The sequence below is a fragment of the Herbaspirillum chlorophenolicum genome, assembly GCF_001189955.1.
Classification (GTDB): Bacteria; Pseudomonadota; Gammaproteobacteria; order Burkholderiales; family Burkholderiaceae_D; genus Herbaspirillum; species Herbaspirillum chlorophenolicum.
Window position 1 is genome coordinate 36,786 of the sequence record NZ_LFLT01000013.1, and the last position, 17,861, is coordinate 54,646.

General features: G+C 61.5%; 16 protein-coding genes. 12 read left to right on the top strand and 4 right to left on the bottom strand.

Annotated features, from left to right (window positions below; genetic code table 11):
- Window positions 1-24 precede the first annotated feature (24 nt).
- From AKL28_RS10425 to AKL28_RS10460, 8 genes are all read left to right on the top strand, one after another.
- Entirely contained in the window at window positions 25-444 is a 420-nt protein-coding gene (locus tag AKL28_RS10425) for a DNA polymerase III subunit chi (RefSeq protein ID WP_050468130.1), read from the top strand.
- Window positions 445-460: 16 nt separating this feature from the next.
- On the top strand, window positions 461-889 hold the full coding sequence (locus AKL28_RS10430) for a hypothetical protein (protein WP_050468068.1): 429 nt from the start codon (window positions 461-463) through the stop codon (window positions 887-889).
- Window positions 890-1,064: 175 nt separating this feature from the next.
- Window positions 1,065-2,375 carry a D-amino acid dehydrogenase gene (locus AKL28_RS10435; RefSeq protein ID WP_050468069.1) on the top strand — a complete coding sequence of 437 codons (1,311 nt, stop codon included), beginning with the start codon at window positions 1,065-1,067 and terminating at the stop codon, window positions 2,373-2,375.
- Window positions 2,376-2,725: 350 nt separating this feature from the next.
- Entirely contained in the window at window positions 2,726-3,625 is a 900-nt protein-coding gene (gene lpxO / locus AKL28_RS10440; protein WP_050468070.1) for a lipid A hydroxylase LpxO, read from the top strand.
- A gap of 427 nt (window positions 3,626-4,052) precedes the next feature.
- The gene (locus AKL28_RS10445; RefSeq protein ID WP_174525362.1) at window positions 4,053-5,123 is read left to right on the top strand and encodes a GGDEF domain-containing protein; all 1,071 of its coding nucleotides are present in this window, start codon (window positions 4,053-4,055) and stop codon (window positions 5,121-5,123) included.
- A gap of 320 nt (window positions 5,124-5,443) precedes the next feature.
- The gene (locus AKL28_RS10450) at window positions 5,444-6,523 is read left to right on the top strand and encodes an asparaginase (RefSeq protein ID WP_050468071.1); all 1,080 of its coding nucleotides are present in this window, start codon (window positions 5,444-5,446) and stop codon (window positions 6,521-6,523) included.
- A 245-nt stretch (window positions 6,524-6,768) separates the two neighbouring features.
- Window positions 6,769-7,008, top strand: a complete 240-nt coding sequence (locus AKL28_RS10455; protein WP_050468072.1) for a hypothetical protein — start codon at window positions 6,769-6,771, stop codon at window positions 7,006-7,008.
- Window positions 7,009-7,236: 228 nt separating this feature from the next.
- On the top strand, window positions 7,237-8,670 hold the full coding sequence (locus AKL28_RS10460; RefSeq protein ID WP_050468073.1) for an NAD-dependent succinate-semialdehyde dehydrogenase: 1,434 nt from the start codon (window positions 7,237-7,239) through the stop codon (window positions 8,668-8,670).
- A 77-nt stretch (window positions 8,671-8,747) separates the two neighbouring features.
- On the opposite strand, the gene AKL28_RS10465 is transcribed toward AKL28_RS10460, so the two are convergent.
- The 3 genes from AKL28_RS10465 to AKL28_RS10475 form a co-directional block, all read right to left on the bottom strand.
- Window positions 8,748-11,792: an FtsK/SpoIIIE family DNA translocase gene (locus AKL28_RS10465; RefSeq protein ID WP_050468074.1), complete on the bottom strand. Its 3,045-nt coding sequence runs from the start codon at window positions 11,790-11,792 to the stop codon at window positions 8,748-8,750.
- Between the two features lie 144 nt (window positions 11,793-11,936).
- Complete coding sequence (locus tag AKL28_RS10470; RefSeq protein WP_050468075.1) at window positions 11,937-12,503, bottom strand: DNA-3-methyladenine glycosylase I; 567 nt, start codon at window positions 12,501-12,503, stop codon at window positions 11,937-11,939.
- Between the two features lie 20 nt (window positions 12,504-12,523).
- A complete protein-coding gene (locus AKL28_RS10475) occupies window positions 12,524-13,531 on the bottom strand; it encodes a serine/threonine protein kinase (RefSeq protein WP_050468076.1) in 1,008 nt (335 codons plus the stop codon).
- A 144-nt stretch (window positions 13,532-13,675) separates the two neighbouring features.
- Here AKL28_RS10475 and AKL28_RS10480 point away from each other — a divergent pair, with 144 nt between their 5' ends.
- A complete protein-coding gene (locus tag AKL28_RS10480) occupies window positions 13,676-14,371 on the top strand; it encodes a UPF0149 family protein (RefSeq protein ID WP_050468132.1) in 696 nt (231 codons plus the stop codon).
- A 123-nt stretch (window positions 14,372-14,494) separates the two neighbouring features.
- On the opposite strand, the gene orn is transcribed toward AKL28_RS10480, so the two are convergent.
- Window positions 14,495-15,088, bottom strand: coding sequence for an oligoribonuclease (gene orn, locus AKL28_RS10485; protein ID WP_050468077.1), 594 nt, complete (start codon window positions 15,086-15,088; stop codon window positions 14,495-14,497).
- Between the two features lie 148 nt (window positions 15,089-15,236).
- Between orn and AKL28_RS10490 the strand changes: the two genes are divergently transcribed.
- From AKL28_RS10490 to rsgA, 3 genes are read left to right on the top strand one after another with little or no spacing between them, the layout of a single operon-like run.
- Window positions 15,237-16,514 (top strand): M48 family metallopeptidase, encoded by a 1,278-nt coding sequence (locus AKL28_RS10490; RefSeq protein ID WP_050468078.1) that lies wholly within the window; start codon window positions 15,237-15,239, stop codon window positions 16,512-16,514.
- A 50-nt stretch (window positions 16,515-16,564) separates the two neighbouring features.
- Window positions 16,565-16,921 (top strand): 4a-hydroxytetrahydrobiopterin dehydratase, encoded by a 357-nt coding sequence (locus tag AKL28_RS10495; RefSeq protein ID WP_050468133.1) that lies wholly within the window; start codon window positions 16,565-16,567, stop codon window positions 16,919-16,921.
- The gene (rsgA, locus tag AKL28_RS10500) at window positions 16,921-17,853 is read left to right on the top strand and encodes a ribosome small subunit-dependent GTPase A (RefSeq protein ID WP_050468079.1); all 933 of its coding nucleotides are present in this window, start codon (window positions 16,921-16,923) and stop codon (window positions 17,851-17,853) included. The genes AKL28_RS10495 and rsgA overlap by 1 nt, the downstream gene beginning before the upstream one ends.
- Window positions 17,854-17,861: the final 8 nt, after the last annotated feature.

A 17,861-nucleotide genomic window follows, 5' to 3' on the forward strand; every position in this document is an offset into this window, starting at 1 on the left:
GCTGCGAACCACTATACTTCCGCCATGACCCGCATCGACTTCCATAGCAACGTCCCGCAAAAGCTCGCCTATGTCTGCCGCCTGGTGCGCAAGGCGCGCAGCGCCGGCACCCAGATCGTGCTGCGCGTGCGCGACCGCAACGAACTGCAGCAGCTCGACCAGGCGCTGTGGACCTTTTCCGAGCAGGATTTCCTGCCGCACGTGACCGCCGGCGATCCGCTGGCCGCGCAAACCCCGATCATCCTGACCGCCAGCGACGATGTCGAGCTGCCGCACCATCAGGTGCTGATCAACCTGTCGGGCGAAACACCGGCCCATTTCGCGCGCTTCGAGCGCATGCTGGAAATCATTTCCGACGACGACGCCGACCGCGCCGCCGGCCGCGAACGCTACCGTTTCTACAAGGAACGCGGCTATCCGCTCTCCCACTTCGTGGCCAGCTAAACAGCCAGTGCATGCCATGAACCACGACGACAACAGCATCCCGCTCCTGACCGAGGTCATCCCGATGGCACCGCCGCAGGCCGTACCGGCGCATGCAGGAAACACCGGCCCGGATTACGGCGCAGCAGCCCAATCTGGTGCCTTCTGGCAACCGTCGGCACCGGCCGGCTACCAGGTGCAACCCTTGCCCGAAGTGGCCAGCCCGAGCGCCGAACAGTACCGCCAATTGGAACAGGAAATCAGCGAAAACGTCCTGCAAAACCTGCTGGCGCAAGCCGATTCCGTCCTGCAGCAACACCTGCAAGACCAGATGGCAGTGGTGCTGGACAATATCTCCGACATCCTGACGCAGCGCGTCAAGGAAAGCCTGCACCAGGCGCTGGCGGAAACCGTGACCCGCGCGGTGGCCGAGGAGATGGCCCGATTCTCATCTTCAAAAAATTAAACATTCCCCACAATTTCTTTGTTTTTTAAATAAACAAAGCTTCATCGCTTAATACCTGGAAAAATTCTTTGCCAGTATTGAATACATTGGCAATCGAGAAATTCTTACAATGCTGCTATCTGTTGGCAGCACGGCGTCGCCATGCTCCAGACCACGCATAAACCGGGAGAATGAGATGAAAGTGATCGTATTGGGCGCAGGCATTATCGGGACAGCTTCCGCCTGGTTCCTCCAGAAAGAAGGCTACGACGTCACTGTCATCGAACGCCAGCCCGGCGCAGCGCAGGAAACCAGCTTCGCCAACGGCTGCCAGATCTCCGTCTCGCACGCCGAGCCGTGGGCCAACCCGGCGGCGCCGATGAAGGTGCTCAAGTGGCTGGGCAAGGAAGATGCCCCGCTGCTGTACCGCTTCCGTCCCGAGTGGCTGCAATGGAAGTGGGCTGTCAGCTTCCTGCGCGAATGCACCGCCGCCCGCACCGACGAGAACATCCGCAATATCGTCGCCCTGTGCGAATACAGCCGCCAGACCCTGCAGGCCGTGCGCGCCGAAACCGGCATCCAGTACGACCACCTGACCCGCGGCATCCTGCACTTCTATACCGAGGAAAAGGAATTCCAGGAATCCCTGCCGGCCGCCAAGCTGATGCGCGACCTGGGTTGCCCGCGCGAATCGATCGGCGCCGACGAAGTGGTAAAGATCGAACCGGCGCTGGCCTCGATCCGCGACAAGATCGTCGGCGGCGACTTCACTGCCACCGATGAATCCGGCGACGTCTACAAGCTGACCACCGGCCTGGCCCAAAAGGCCGAGGAAGCCGGCACGCAGTTCCGCTTTTCCACCACCATCACCCGCCTGATCACCGAAGGCGCGGGCGCTTCGGCGCGCGTGACCGGGGTCGAGATCATCAATCCGGACGGCCGCCATGAAGTCTTGAAGGCCGATGCCTTCGTGGTCGCCATGGGCAGCTTCTCGCAACCGCTGGTCAAGCCGCTGGGGATCGACCTGCTGCTCTACCCAGGCAAGGGCTATTCGGCCACCTACAAGGTCATCAACCCTGATGCCGCACCTACCGTCTCGCTGACCGACGACGGCTACAAGCTGGTGGTTTCACGCCTGGGCGACCGCCTGCGCGTGGCCGGCACCTGCGAACTGAACGGCTATACCCGCGAACTCAACACCACCCGCTGCGAAGCCATCACTCGCCGCACCCAGGAACTGTTCCCGGATGGCTGCGATTATGAGAATCCGGTCTACTGGACCGGCCTGCGCCCGTTGACGCCGTCCAACGTCCCCTATGTGGGCAAGACCAAGTTCAGCAACCTGTACCTGAATACCGGCCATGGCACCCTGGGCTGGACCATGGGCTGCGGCTCCGGCCGCGCCATCGCCGAAATCGTCGCCGGCCGCGTGCCGGAGATCGACTTCGCCTTCACCGGCCTGCCGCGCTGGAACCGCGGCCCGGCCGTGGTACAGCAAGCCGCCTGACGATACGTAACGTTTCATCCTTCACTGTTGTTGTTGTCCCTCGCGGGCCGGTTTCACCGGTCCGCTTTTTTATTGCCTGTTTGATTTCCCTCATACGGTCGCCACGCAGCGTACCCGAGGCAGCAGGTGCGCTTACATTTGCTGACATCCCCTTGGTGTAGAATCGATTGCTTGCCTCGCGCGCTGCGCGGGCCTACGCTCGGGAACCAACTCAGCTCATCCGCACGCTTTGGTCGTCTTCAGGCGCTTTCTGCGGTTGATTTTTCCCGATTCGACTCCATCTGGCAGATATCTGCCATGCCGCTGGCCAACATTGACCCAGCGGCTCGCAACATCAAGAGGACCATGCAATGAAGTGGGTAATCGTCTTTATTTACCTGTTTTCGATCTTTTTCATCCATTTCCGCGGACGCGTGCGGCTGCCCTTCCTGCGCCAGTTCTTCGACCACTCGTCGATCATGTCGCCGATCAACCTGTTCATGTACGCCTTCTCGCGCGTACCGGCGATACCCTATCCATCTGTGCGCGAATTCAAGGATTTGGCCATCATCGATGAGAATTGGGAAACCATCCGCGACGAGGCCGTGGCGCTGCAGAACCTGGCCAAGATCAAGGCCGCCGAGAAAAACGACGATGCCGGCTTCAACTCCTTCTTCAAGGCCGGCTGGAAGCGCTTCTACCTGAAGTGGTACAACGCCAGCCACCCTTCCGCCGAGAAATTCTGCCCCAAGACCGTCGAGATCCTGCGCCGCATTCCCAGCGTGAAGGCAGCCATGTTCGCCGAGCTGGCGCCGGGCGGCACGCTCAATCCGCACCGCGACCCCTATGCCGGTTCGCTGCGCTACCACCTGGGCCTGGTCACACCCAACGACGACCGCTGCTTCATCGAAGTCGACGGCCAGCGCTATAGCTGGCGTGACGGCCAAAGCGTAGTGTTCGATGAGACCTTCATCCACTGGGCGCAAAACGGCGCCGAGACGAACCGTATCATCCTGTTCTGCGATGTCGAACGCCCGCTGCGCTACCGCTGGGCCGAGGCCATCAACGGCTTCCTGGGCCGCACCATGATGACCGCCGCCGCTTCCCCCAATGAAACCGGCGACCAGACCGGCCGCGTCAACAAACTGTTCCGCTTCGTCTGGCTGGCCGGCCAGTATCGCCGCCGCTTCAAGAAATGGAACAAGACCGTCTACCGCATCACCAAATTCGCATTGATCATCGGCATTGCACTACTGATCATCTACGCCTGACCAGTGCGAAACTGAAAACGATATAAAAAAAATCGCCGGCATATGACCGGCGATTTTTTTTGCACTGCATTTTGCTGCGCCTGCATCATGCCGGAGAGAGAACAAACTCTCACAAATCATCACAAACACAGCCAGGACGCGGCTTTCAGACTTCCCCTTATGCCCAGCAAGCATTAGCAAAAGTCAAAAGACTATCAAATAAGCCCGTAAGTATGACTCACTTGAAAACAAAATTTCCAAGTGGAAATGAATTAAATATTTTCGATTTCAAACTGCAGAAACTGCTTCATCCCAGCGCGTTCGAGCGTGTAAAATCATCTCGCTTCCCTGCTTGATTCATGGCGTGATTCTTGCATTAGTGCCGATACATTGCGCGAATGGCGAAGCACCAAATCCGAGTACCGACCATACATAGAACAATGGGCTCATGCAGGACATCGATAACGAGATGAAGAAACCGCTGCTCAAGCATCTGGTAGAGATCACTGCCCACCGGGAGCACTCCCGCTTGGCGCTCTCCGTCATCTCGGCGTTGTACCAGCTGACCAATGTGCAGGAAATCCGCATGCTTGATATCTTCAACATGCGCGAAACCCACTATGTCCAGGAAAAAATGGTGATCCGCGACGGTGAAGTCCACACCATCGACGAACACACCAGCGACGACCCCAAGGAACCCCTCTCCAGCTACCCGGCGATGATGGCCTGCATCCGCAACCATCTCAACGAGTATCTCGAAACCACCGAGGACGGCGAGCACATCCTCTGGCTGCCGGTATGGCTGCACGGGAAGATGAATTCCTGCGTCGAAATTCGCAGCGCCAAAGCCTTCGAGACGCAGATGCTGGATGTCATCCATGGCATCTTCCATGTTTTCTGCAATTACCAGAGCCTGCTCGACTACAGCGAGCGCGATGCCTTGACCGGCCTGTTCAACCGCAAGACCTTCGACGAACAGTTCACCAAATACGCCTTCGCCATCGCCCCGCATGAAGCGCATTCGCTGGAAAAGAACGACCGCCGCCATGATGACGACCTGGACGAGGCCAAGGGCCATTGGCTGGCCGTAGTCGACATCGACCACTTCAAACAGGTCAACGACCGTTACGGCCACCTGTACGGCGATGAAGTGCTGATCCTGATGGCCAACATCCTGCGCGCCTCCTTCCGCAGCCACGACCGCATCTTCCGTTTCGGCGGCGAAGAGTTCGTCATCCTGCTGCGCTCGACCACCTTGACCGACGCCCGCAAGATCTTCGACCGCTTCCGCCAGAACGTGCAGGAATACGATTTTCCGCAAGTCGGCAAGGTCACGGTCAGCCTCGGCTTTGTCGGCATTTCGCGCGAAACGCCCGTGGTCATCCTCGGCCACGCCGACCAGTCGCTGTACCACGCCAAGAAAAACGGCCGCAACCGCATCTGCTTCTACGAAGAACTGGTCAATTCCGGCGTGCTGCATTCCGGTATCACTACCAACGATACCGTCGAATTCTTCTGACGCCGCCAATCCCGGAAAACGCATCCACGGCCGCCTTCAAGGCGGCTTTTTTCTTTTCCGCCCCCGCAGAATTTTGCTCGCCAATGCATCGCCGGAGCCGGGCCGTTTCGTACGCGGTGGCGTGCCTCAGGATCGCATCCGGGGACTCATGCGTTTGGCGCATCCGCCCATGTTTTAAAAGCATGAGACATCGCAATTCGGCTTTCGTATGATCGCTGCGTTCCTCACCATCAATGTGGGACCGGCCGTTTCGACGCGCCATCAAAACAACGAGAGCAAGCCGCGAAACGGACTTACAAACTGTCACCAGGAGACTTCAAATGCAGCAGGCAAAATTCAAACAAATCGGCGCTGTCATGATCATGTCCGCAGCTTTCGCCGCCTTGAGCATATCGGCGCAAGCGCAGGATAAAAAACCCAACGTAGTGGTCATCGGCACCGGTGGCACCATCGCCGGCGCCGGCGCTTCCAGCGTCAACACTGCGGCCTACCAATCGGCCGTGGTACCGGTCGACAAAATCATCGCCGCCGTACCGGAAGTGTCGAAGATCGCCAATGTCCGCGGCGAACAGATTTTCCAGATCGGCAGCGAAAGCTTCAATGACGAACGCCTGCTGAAGCTGGGCAAGCGCGTCTCCGAACTGCTCAAGCAAAGCGATGTGGACGGCATCGTGATCACCCACGGCACCGACACCATCGAAGAGACCGCGTACTTCCTCAACCTGGTGCTGAAGAGCGAGAAGCCGGTGGTCGTGGTCGGCTCGATGCGCCCCGGTACCGCGCTGGGCGCGGACGGCGCACTGAATCTGTATGACGCGGTGCTGGTCGCAGGCAGCAAGGAAGCTGCCGGCAAGGGCACGCTGGTGGTGATGAATGACGAAATCCACTCCGGCCGCGACGTCACCAAGAGCAACTCGTTCAAGGTCGAGACCTTCCGTTCGCCGTACGGTCCGCTGGGCTACGTGGTCGAAAACAAGCTGACGTTCTACCGCCTGCCGGCCCGTCCGCACACCACCCAGACCGAGTTCGACATCGACAAGATCAACAGCCTGCCGCGCGTGGACATTGCCTACAACTACGGCAACGTCAGCCGCGCCGCCTATGACGCCTTCGTCAACGCCGGCGCCAAGGCCATCATCCATGATGGTACCGGCAACGGCAGCGTGGCCGAGCAGATCGTGCCTGTGCTGCAGGAAGTCCGCAGCAAGGGTGTGCAAGTCATTCGCGCCACCCGCACCGGCAGCGGTGTCGTGATCCGCAACGGCGAGCAGCCTGACGACAAGTACGACTGGGTTGTCACCGACGACCAGAATGCCCAGAAGGCCCGCATCCTGGCCGAACTGGCGCTGACCAAAACCAACGACTCCAAGGAACTGCAACAGATCATGTGGAAGTACTGATCTGCAATCCTTGGCGCGAACCGGCGCAGACCGGGCTGATTCGAGTTGTTGCAACAAACTGAGGTCTTCTCAGTTCCCTCTTTGCCCCGCTCCGGCGGGGCTTTTTTCGTCTTCATCCTTTTGGCCTTTGCCCCGCTCCGGCAATCGGGCCAGGCTTCCCCTGAGGCAATGCCCGCCCTTCCCTCGCTTCGGAACATTCCCTCTTGCGGCGCAGTCTCATCAGACTTGACCCAGAGGAGATCGCCATGGACAAACGGCTTGCCTTGCTGACAAGCATCGCTGAACTGAAGAGCTCCCACGACGAAGCGGCCATGATGCTGTCGCACATCATGCTCAGCGTCATCCGCACCGCCAGGCACGAAGATGACGGGCCGCCGCTGAAGTCGGTACGCCAATACCGCAAAGCCATCAAGGAACTCAAGATACAGTGCCTGCAGGTGGAAATGATCCTGGCCGAAATGGAGATCCCACGGCACGTCCATTGACATGCGCCGGCCCGCTCCGGCAGGCTGCGCGCATCAAAACGGCAAAAGGCGATGCGTGGTATAACTATCGTCCTCGCAGGCATGGCCTGATCCACATGCAGCGCGCCATGCCCGCCCATCGACAAGACACCGCCAGAGCTGTTGCCATCACCATTATTTCCGCCCGCCGCGCAAGCTACAACCGCCGCCGCCGGCATCCCTGAAACTCCTGACGAACGAGGATTGCACATGTATAAGGACGTACAACTTTTCATCAACGGCGAATGGACCGCCAGCGTTTCCGGCCGCACCATTGACGTCGTCAACCCGGCTACCGAAGAAGTGATCGGCAAGATCGCCCACGCCGGCCGCGAAGACCTTGACCGCGCGCTGGAAGCCGCCAAGAAGGGCTTCGACGTATGGCGCAATATCTCCGCCTTCGAGCGTTCGAAGATCATGCGCCGCGCCGCCAATCTCCTGCGCGAGCGCGCCGACGAGATCGCCCGCCTCATGACGCTGGAGCAAGGCAAGCCAGTCGCGGAAGCCAAGATGGAAACCCTGGGTGCGGCCGACACCATCGACTGGTTCGCCGAAGAAGCCCGCCGCACTTACGGCCGCTTGGTGCCGGCGCGCGTGCCGGGCGCCTACCAGATGGTGATCAAGGAGCCGGTTGGCCCCGTCGCAGCCTTCACGCCGTGGAACTTCCCGATCAACCAGGTGGTGCGCAAGCTGTCGACCGCGCTGGCCGCAGGCTGCTCCATTATCGTCAAGGCGCCGGAAGAGACGCCGGCCTCCCCGGCCGAACTGATCCGCGCCTATGCCGATGCAGGCGTGCCGGCGGGCGTCATCAACCTGGTCTACGGCGTGCCGGCCGAGATCTCGGAATACCTGATCCCGCATCCGGTGATCAAGAAGATTTCCTTCACCGGCTCCACTCCGGTGGGCAAGCAACTGGCTGCGCTGGCCGGCCTGCATATGAAGCGCGCCACCATGGAGCTGGGCGGCCACGCCCCGGCCATGGTGTTCGACGATGCCGATATCGACACCGCAGCCAAGCAACTGGCCGCCGCCAAGTTCCGCAATGCCGGCCAGGTGTGCGTCTCGCCGACCCGCTTCCTGGTGCAGAAGAACGTCTTCAACGCTTTCGTCGACAAGTTCGTCACCTACGCCGAACAGCTGAAGGTCGGCAACGGCATGGAAGCCGGCATCACCATGGGTCCGGTGGCCAACAAGCGCCGCATCCCGGCGCTGGAATCCCTGATCGACGATGCCGTTTCGCAAGGCGCGCAACTGCGCACCGGCGGCAAGCGCATCGGCGACAAGGGCTACTTCTTCCAGCCCACCGTGCTGACCAACATCCCGCTGTCGGCCCGCGTGATGAACGACGAGCCCTTCGGCCCGCTGGCGCTGATCAACCCGTTCGACACACTGGATGAAGTGATCGAGGAAGCCAACCGCCTGCCCTTCGGCCTGGCAGCCTACGCCTTTGCCAAGTCGGCGCACACCAAGCACGCACTGGCGGCGCGCGTGGAAAGCGGCATGCTGACCATCAACCACCTGGGCCTGGCGATCCCTGAACTGCCGTTCGGCGGCATCAAGGACAGCGGCTACGGTTCCGAAGGCGGCACCGAGGCGATCGATGCCTATGTCAACACCAAGCTGGTGACCCAGTTGGATGTCTGATCGGGACGGATGAAATGAAAATGGCGAACCGAAATCCGGTTCGCCATTTTTTTGCTGATTTCTTTACAGGGATACGTTTATTCTTCCCCGCCTGACGGCGGCACCAGGATATCCCGGCTGCCGTTGCGCGACATGGCCGACAACACCCCCGCCGTCTCCATCTGCTCCACTAGCCGCGCAGCGCGGTTGTAGCCGATGCGGAACTGGCGCTGCACCGACGAAATGGAAGCGCGGCGCGACTTCAGCACAAAGGCCACCGCCTCGTCATACAGCGGATCGGATTCCGGATCGGGCATGTCGCTGCCGAACATGTCCCCTTGCGCCGCATCTTCCGCGATAGGCGGCGCAAGAATTTCCTCGATATAACGCGGCTCGCCGAAAGACTTCAGGTATTCCACCACGCGGTGCACCTCCTCGTCGGAAACGAAGGCGCCATGCACGCGCTGCGGATAACCCGAGCCGGGCGGTAGGAACAGCATGTCGCCATGCCCCAGCAGCGACTCCGCGCCCATCTGGTCGAGCACGGTGCGCGAGTCGATCTTGGACGACACCTGGAAGGCCACGCGGGTCGGAATGTTAGCCTTGATCAAGCCGGTGATCACGTCCACCGAAGGCCGCTGCGTAGCCAGGATCAAGTGAATGCCGGCGGCGCGCGCCTTTTGCGCCAGGCGGGCGATCAGCTCTTCCACCTTCTTGCCGACCACCATCATCAGGTCGGCCAGCTCGTCGATGACGATCACGATGGTGGGCAGCTTGTCCAGCGGTTCGGGCGCATCCGGCGTCAGGCTGAACGGGTTGGGGATCTTTTCGCCGCGCGCGTGGGCATCGTCGATCTTCTGGTTGTAGCCGGCCAAATTGCGCACGCCCAGCTTCGACATTTTCTTGTAGCGGCGCTCCATCTCATCCACTGCCCAGTTCAGCGCATGCGCGGCTTCGCGCATGTCGGTCACCACCGGCGCCAGCAAATGCGGAATGCCTTCATAGATCGACAGTTCCAGCATCTTGGGGTCGATCATGATCATGCGCACTTCTTCCGGCGTAGCTTTGTACAGCAGCGAAAGGATCATGGCATTGATCGCCACCGACTTGCCCGAACCGGTGGTGCCGGCCACCAGCATGTGCGGCGCACGCGCCAGGTCGGTGACCACCGGCGTGCCGGTGATGTCCTTGCCCATGGCCAGCGTCAGCAGCGAAGACGATTTGCGGTAGGCCTGCGAATGCACGATCTCGGACAGCTTGATCATCTGCCGGCGCGCATTGGGCAGCTCGAGACCCATGCAGGTCTTGCCCGGAATGGTTTCCACCACGCGGATGGATGTGAGGCCCAGGGCGCGCGCGAGATCCTTCATCAGGTTGACCACCTGCGCCCCGCGCACACCCTGTGCGGGCTCGACTTCAAAGCGCGTGATCACCGGTCCCGCTTCGGCGCCCAGCACCGCCACCGGCACCTTGAACTCCTTCAGGCGCTGCTCGATCAGGCGGCCGGTCTCTTCCAGTTGTTCGGCATCGACTTCGATGGCGGCATCCGGTACCACGTCGAGCAAGTCCAGCGCGGGCAATGGAATCTGCACCTGCGGTTCGGGTGCTGCATATTCCGTGTAGGCGGTAACGGGCTCTACAGCCGGTGCCGGCTCGGGACTGCGCACCGTAAACGATGGCGTACCGAAAGCTGAACCGGAAGGAGTTTGCGACGCAGGAACCGGCTCCGGTTCTTCGTCGAACAGCGACATGAAAGGATCTTCGACGCGAGGATCTTCAACCTGCCTCTCAGCAGGAGCGGAAGGAGCCGATACCACCGCTTCCGGTACAGGTTCAAACCATGGCGCCGTGTACGGCTCGACGGCTGCAGTCTGGGCCGCCATCGGGATTTCTTGCGGCATCTCTTCTTGCGATATGCCAGGCTCTGTAGCCGAAGCAACGGCTCCGCCATCCACCATATCCATGCCACCTGAAACCTCAGGCACCTGAGGTTCGGCAACCAGCGGCGATGGTGCAAGCGCAGGCGCCATCAGACCGGCCTCTTCGCCGGCAACGGCTTTCTGCCCCGCTGCTTCCTGCAGCGAGCGCATCAGGCGCGTGGGGATGGCATCGGCATGCTCTGCCGGCGTGCCCGGTTCCTGCGCAGGCCTGGCCGCGCGGCCGACACTGCTGATGCGGATGCTGCGGGTCGGCGCCAAGCTGGGCTGGGAAGATTCGCCTTGCCCCCCGCGCACGATCGACGGCGGGATATGCTGCACGGGCGGCGTCGGATTGGCCGCGCGCGACAAGCTGGCATTGGCCGCCGCACTGGCGGCGGTAATGGCGCTGCTGGCAGCGGCACGCGCGAGCATGGCGTCGGTCGGGCGCAGGGTTTCGAAAGCAGCCCATTCCGATTCAGGGCGCGAGCGCACATCTTGCGCGGCGGGCTTGAGAGATGGCCACTTTCCGCCATGTGCGGGATTCTCCTGCGGCGGCGTGAAGCGGCGCTGCGGAGCATTCCTGTTCAGTGCCGACAAAGGCACTTGCCAGTCCTCGCGCCCGGAAGGGTCGGTAGCACGCTCAGCCGTACCGGGGCGGCGGTTTGCCGAAGCACGGGCATTCGCGCCGAAAGGCGAAACGGAGGCCGCGCCGGCCGTTCGCTGCACATTGGCAGGACGTGCCGGCGGCATCCGCCGCTCGGCGCCCTGCACCGATGGGCCGCCATAGCGGAGCGCGGCCAGCCGGTTGCGTTCGCTCTCGATGCTGCCGCGCCGCGGCGGCGCCAGGTCAAGTTCCGGATGATCGTCGCGGTCGGCCTTCTTGCTGCGTCCGAAGAATGCGCCCAGCAACCACTTCAACCCCAGCGCCGCCAGCGCCAACATCAACACCACGGCGATCCATTTGTTGAACTTGCCTGCCAGTGCGCCCATCAGGGCGAAGCCGAACAAATCCGCGGTGGCGCCTTCGTCGCCGGTATCGGCCTGCGCGCGGATGAGCGATTCGATGGCGCTGCTGCCGCACAGCAGCAGCAAGGTGCCGAGCCAGACGCGGATCGCGCCGCGTCCGCCGAGAATGGATTTGCGGGTCAGCGCGGATACCGCCGACCTCAGCAACAGGGGCAGTATCCAGAGAACCGACCAGCCAAACCATTTGATGAAAATCATGCTATTCCCAAACTGAATCCGGCAGGCTTCTGGCCTGAACCGGCATCTTGATTCCTAATTCATGGCCGCTCAGGAGCCGGCCGCCAGCGAGTGTAAACCATCCTGCCATCCCTGCCCTGCATACCGTATCGATACCCGCCTGTCTCAATGCTTGCGGCCATGGCAGTGGCAGCCCACCACATGATCGTCGACCATGCCGATGCCTTGCATGTAGGCATAGATGATGGTGGAGCCGACGAACTTGAAACCGCGTTTGGCCAGGTCCTTGGAAATCTGGTCCGACAGCGGCGTCTTGGCGGGGCATTCCCCGTGCGCCTTCCATTTGTTGCGAATCGGCTTGCCGCCAACGAAGCCCCACAGGTAGGGGTCCAGGCCGCCTACTTCTTCTTTCAGCCGCAGATAGCTATGCGCGTTGGTAATGGCCGCCGCCACCTTCAGGCGGTTGCGGATGATGCCGGGATTGGCCAGCAACTCGGCCACCTTGCGCTCGTCGTAGCGGGCGATCTTGCGGGCGTCCCAGTGATCGAAGGCGGCGCGGTAGTTGGCGCGCTTGTTGAGCACGGTTTCCCATGACAGGCCCGCTTGCGCGCCTTCCAGGTTGAGCATTTCGAACAGCCGGGTCTCGTCGTGGCAAGGCACGCCCCATTCCTCGTCGTGATAGCTCACGTACAAGGGGTTGTTCATGTTGACCCAGGCGCAGCGTGTTTTCATGTTTCCCTCTTCTTGCCCATTCAAACCGGCCACAGCGGCGGCTCGTCCATCAGCGCGATCTGCTCGCGCAGCTCCAGGATGCGGTCTTGCCAGTAGCGTTGCGTGTTGAACCATGGAAAGGCGACCGGAAATGCCGGATCGTCCCAGCGCCGCGCCAGCCAGGCCGAGTAATGGATCAGGCGCAAGGTACGCAGCGCCTCGATCAGGTAGAGCTCGCGCGGCTCGAATTCGCAGAAGCTTTCATAACCGGCCAGCAGGTCGGACAACTGGCGCACCATGTCGCCGCGCTCGCCCGAGAGCAACATCCACAAGTCCTGCACGGCCGGGCCGCTGCGGCTATCGTCGAAGTCGACGAAATGCGGACCGGCGTCGGTCCACAGCACATTGCCGACGTGGCAGTCGCCATGCAGGCGCAGTGCCCTCACCTCGCCGGCACGGTCGAAGCAGCGGCGCACGCCATCCAGCGCATGGTCGACGGTACTGAGCCAGGAGGCCTTGAGCTCATCCGGGATGAAATTGTTGGAGAGCAGCCAGTCGCGCGGCTCCTCGCCGAAGCTGGCGATATCCAGCGCCGGACGCTCGGCGTAAGGCTGCTGCATGCCGACCGCATGGATGCGGCCGATGAAACGCCCCATCCATTCCAGCGTGTCCGGATTGTCCAGCTCGGGCGCGCGTCCGCCGTGGCGGCGGAATACCGCGAAGCGAAAACCCGCGTGGCAATGCAGGGTCGCGCCGTTTTCCAGCGCCATCGCCGGTACTACCGGTATTTCCTCGTCGGCCAGTTGCTGCGAGAAGGCATGCTCTTCTAGGATCTGCCCGGCGCTCCAGCGCAGCGGCCGGTAGAACTTGGCCACCAGCGGCGGCCCCTCTTCCATCCCGACCTGGTAAACGCGGTTTTCGTAGCTGTTCAAGGCCAGTAGCCGCCCATCGCCGAACAGGCCGACGCTGTCGAGGGCATCGAGCACCGTGTCGGGCGAGAGCGTAGCGAAGGAGGTGGCGTCGGGGAGATTGCTGGCGGATTCATTCATCCGGCTATTGTACTGGCGAGGCGGCGATCTACGTGTGTCAAAGACGCCTTCGCCGCAGTGAACAAACTGACAATGCTCGCACCGCTGGCCGAATGCAATTACACTGACCGCCTGATTGTCAGTAATTCGCACACCAAGGAAGCCATGCACCTCGACCAGCCCCTTTCCGATGAAGAGTTCGACGAACTCGACGATTTTCTCCTGTCCGACCGCTGCGCCGACGACGTCATGACCATGGACACCCTGCACGGCTACCTGACCGCGCTGACCATCGGCCCGCAGGAAGTGCTGATGGCCGAATGGCTGCCGCGTGTCTGGGGCAGCCGTCCGGAAGATACGCCCAAGTTCAAGTCCGGCAAGGAAGCCGAGCGCATCACCAGCCTGATTGCGCGCACCATGAACGAAATCGCCATCACATTCGAAGTGGCGCCCAAGGAATACGAACCCCTGTTTTGCGAGCGCGAACATGAGGGCAAGCCGCTGCTGGATGCGGAAGCCTGGGCCTGGGGTTTCTGGGAAGGCATACAACTGCGCGCCCAGCAATGGGACGAGATCTTCCACTCCGACCTGGCGCCCCTGATGCGCCCGATCTATCTATTGGGCTCGGAAGAACTGGAAGAGGAAGAGACCAGGCTGATCGACGATCCGGTCAAGACCCACAAGCTGGCAATCGAAATCGAATCGGCCATCCCGCATATCCAGCGCTACTGGGCGCCCAAGCGCAAGTCGGCCGTGGAGCAGGTACAGCGCGATGCCCCCAAGGTCGGCCGCAACGATCCCTGCCCTTGCGGCAGCGGCAAGAAATACAAGAAGTGCTGCGGCGCTGATGGCGAGGAGTGAGCAAGCCCCTGGCCTGAACACATTGGACGGACAGACCGCGCAATGAAAAAACGGCGCGCCGACATCAATCGGCGCGCCGTTTTTCATCAAAGGCAAGAATCGGGTCAGCCTCTCGTGGCCGGATTACTCCTTGATGAAGTGCTCGCGGTAATACTTCAATTCTTCGATGGACTCGACGATGTCAGCCAGGGCCGTGTGCATCTGGCGCTTCTTGAAACCGGTGGAAATTTCCGGCTTCCAGCGCTTGCACAATTCCTTGAGCGTCGACACGTCCAGGTTGCGGTAGTGGAAGAACGCTTCCAGCTTCGGCATGCCGCGCACCATGAAGCGGCGGTCCTGGCAGATCGAGTTGCCGCACATGGGCGACTTGCCGGCCGGCACGTATTTCTTCAGGAATTCGACCAGCACCTTCTCGGCTTCCGCCTCGGTCACGGTTGAAGCCTTGACGCGGTCGATCAGGCCCGAGCGGCCGTGGGTACCCTTGTTCCAGGCATCCATGCCATTGAGCACTTCGTCGGATTGATGGATCGCCAACACCGGACCTTCTCCCAGCACATTCAGCTCGGAGTCGGTCACCACGACCGCCACTTCGATGATGCGGTCGTTGTCCGGGTCGAGGCCGGTCATTTCCATGTCCACCCAGACCAGGTTCATCTCATTCGTGCGGGCCGGTGCGGCAAGTGCTTGCCCAGCGTTGGCGTCGGCGGCTTGTGACATAATTCTTCCTTATCGATGCAATGGGCAAATGCCCATCTACAGGTTTATTCGTTCGCTTGCTGTATGGATTGATCGTCCTGCTGTACAGCGCTGCCGCCCAAGCGGCAGGCCGGACATTGAACCTCCGCCATTTTCGCACAGGGAAAGAATGTCTTCACTCACGTTTTCGGTTTTGTTCGTCGCCTTCCTGGCCGCCAGCCTGGTAGTTCGCTTCTGGCTGGCCTCGCGCCATATCCGCCACGTACTGGCGCATCGCGCTGCCGTACCGGCCGAATTCGCCGAGAAAATCCCGCTGGCGGCGCACCAGAAGGCGGCCGACTATACCGTGGCACGCACCAAGTTCGGCCTGGTGACGCTGGCGATCAGCACCGCGGTACTGATCGCCTTCACGCTGCTGGGCGGGCTGCAATGGCTTTCCGGCACGATCCTGGGCTGGACCGGCGGCCCGGACATGTGGTACCAGATCGGCCTGGTGGCCGCCTTCGGCATCATCTCCGGCCTGGTCGACCTGCCCTTCGATTACTACCGCCAGTTCCGCCTTGAGGCCCGTTTCGGCTTCAACAAGATGACGCCCGGCCTGTTCTTCAGCGACATGGTCAAGCAATCGCTGATCGGCGCGGTCATCGGCCTGCCGCTGCTGTGGGTGGTGCTGACGCTGATGGAAAAAGCCGGTGCGCTGTGGTGGCTCTACACCTGGATCGTACTGTGCGCTTTCCAGTTGCTGATGCTGGTGATCTACCCCAGCTTCATCGCCCCGCTGTTCAACAAGTTCACTCCGCTGGAAGACGACAGCCTGCGCAGCCGCATCGAGGGCCTGATGCAGCGTGTCGGCTTTGCTTCCAAGGGCCTGTTCGTGATGGACGGCTCCAAGCGCAGCGCGCACGGCAACGCTTATTTCTCCGGCTTCGGCTCGGGCAAGCGCATCGTCTTCTTCGACACCCTGCTGGCACGCCTGGCGCCGCAAGAGATCGAGGCGGTACTGGCGCATGAACTGGGCCACTTCAAGCTCAAGCACATCGTCAAGCGCGTGACCGTGATGTTCGGCATCTCGCTGGCGTTCCTGGCGCTGCTGGGCTACCTCAAGGGCCAGGTGTGGTTCTACACTGGCTTGGGCGTGAACCCGCTGCTGTTCGGCAGCAACAATGCGATGGCGCTGATCCTGTTCATGCTGGCGCTGCCGATTTTCACTTTCCTGCTGTCGCCGTTGTCGTCGCTGACGTCGCGCAAGCATGAGTTCGAAGCCGATGCGTTCGCCGCCCAGCATACCAACGCGCAAGACCTGGTATCGGCGCTGGTCAAGCTCTACGAAGACAATGCCTCGACGCTCACGCCCGATCCGCTGCACTCGGCCTTCTACGACTCGCACCCGCCAGCCTCGCTGCGCATTGGCCGCCTCAACCTGGCGCAAGGCGCCTCGGCCCACTAATGAACATGTTCCAGCTGCCGATAACGGCAACCGGAACCAAGGAGAATTCCATGAGCATCACCGCAAACGAACTCGCTGCACGCCGCTGCTCCCACCAGACCGACGCGCTGGATGAAGCCGCCATCCAATCCCATCTGGCCGCCCTGCCCGACTGGAAGGTCGACGGCGGCAAGCTGGCGCGCAGCTTCGGCTTCAAGGACTATTACCAGACCCTGGCCTTCGTCAATGCCATCGCCTGGGTGATCCACGCCGAAGACCACCACCCCGACCTGGCCGTCAGCTACAACCGCTGCGGCGTGAAGTTCGACACGCACAGCGTCAACAATGGCCGTGGTGGACTGTCGATCAACGACTTCATCTGCGCCGCCAAGGTAGATGCCGTGTTCGCCCAGCGCGCCGCGTCCTGATGGCATCGAAGAAACCCCACGCCGCACCGCGCCAGGCAGCCGGCGCACTGGAAGCCGGCCTGGTGATTGCCGCCCACGGGCGGCATTATCTTGTCCAGGCCGGTGAACAGAAACTGCAATGCGTCACCCGCGGCAAGAAGAGCGATGTGGCCGTCGGCGACCGCATCCGTTTCGCCCGCACCTCGCCCAACCAGGGTGTGGTGGAATCCATCGACGAGCGCAAGACGCTGCTGTACCGCTCCGACCAGTACAAGTCCAAGCTGCTGGCCGCCAACGTCACGCAATTGTTCATCGTGGTGGCAACCGAACCCAGCTTCTCGGACGACCTGGTGTCGCGCTCGCTGGTGGCGGCCGAATCGGCCGGCGTAGCTCCCCACCTGATCCTGAACAAAACCGATATCGAAGAGGCGCTGCCGAAGACGCGCGAGCGCCTGCAGGTCTACTCCCGGCTGGGATATCCGGTGCACGAAGTCTCGGCCAAGGCGCAACCGGAAGAGACCCGCGCCGCCTTCATGCCGCTGCTGCAGAACCAGAGCACCATCCTGATCGGCCAGTCCGGCATGGGCAAGTCCTCGCTGATCAACCTGATCATCCCCGACGCCGACATCGCCGTGCGCGAAATCTCGGCGGCATTGGACACCGGCAAGCACACCACCACCTTCACCCGCCTGTACCGGATGGATGAAGAAACCAGCATCATCGATTCGCCCGGCTTCCAGGAATTCGGCCTGTACCAGCTGAGCGAAGGCATGCTGGAACGCGCCTTCCGGGACTTCATGCCGTACCTGGGAAAATGCCGCTTCTACAACTGCCACCATCTCAACGAACCTGGCTGCGCGGTGCTGGAAGCGGTGCAGTCCGGCGAGATCGCGCCGATGCGGCACCAGTTGTATGCGCAGTTGGTGCATGAGTCGTCACAGACGTTGTATTAAGCGTAGCT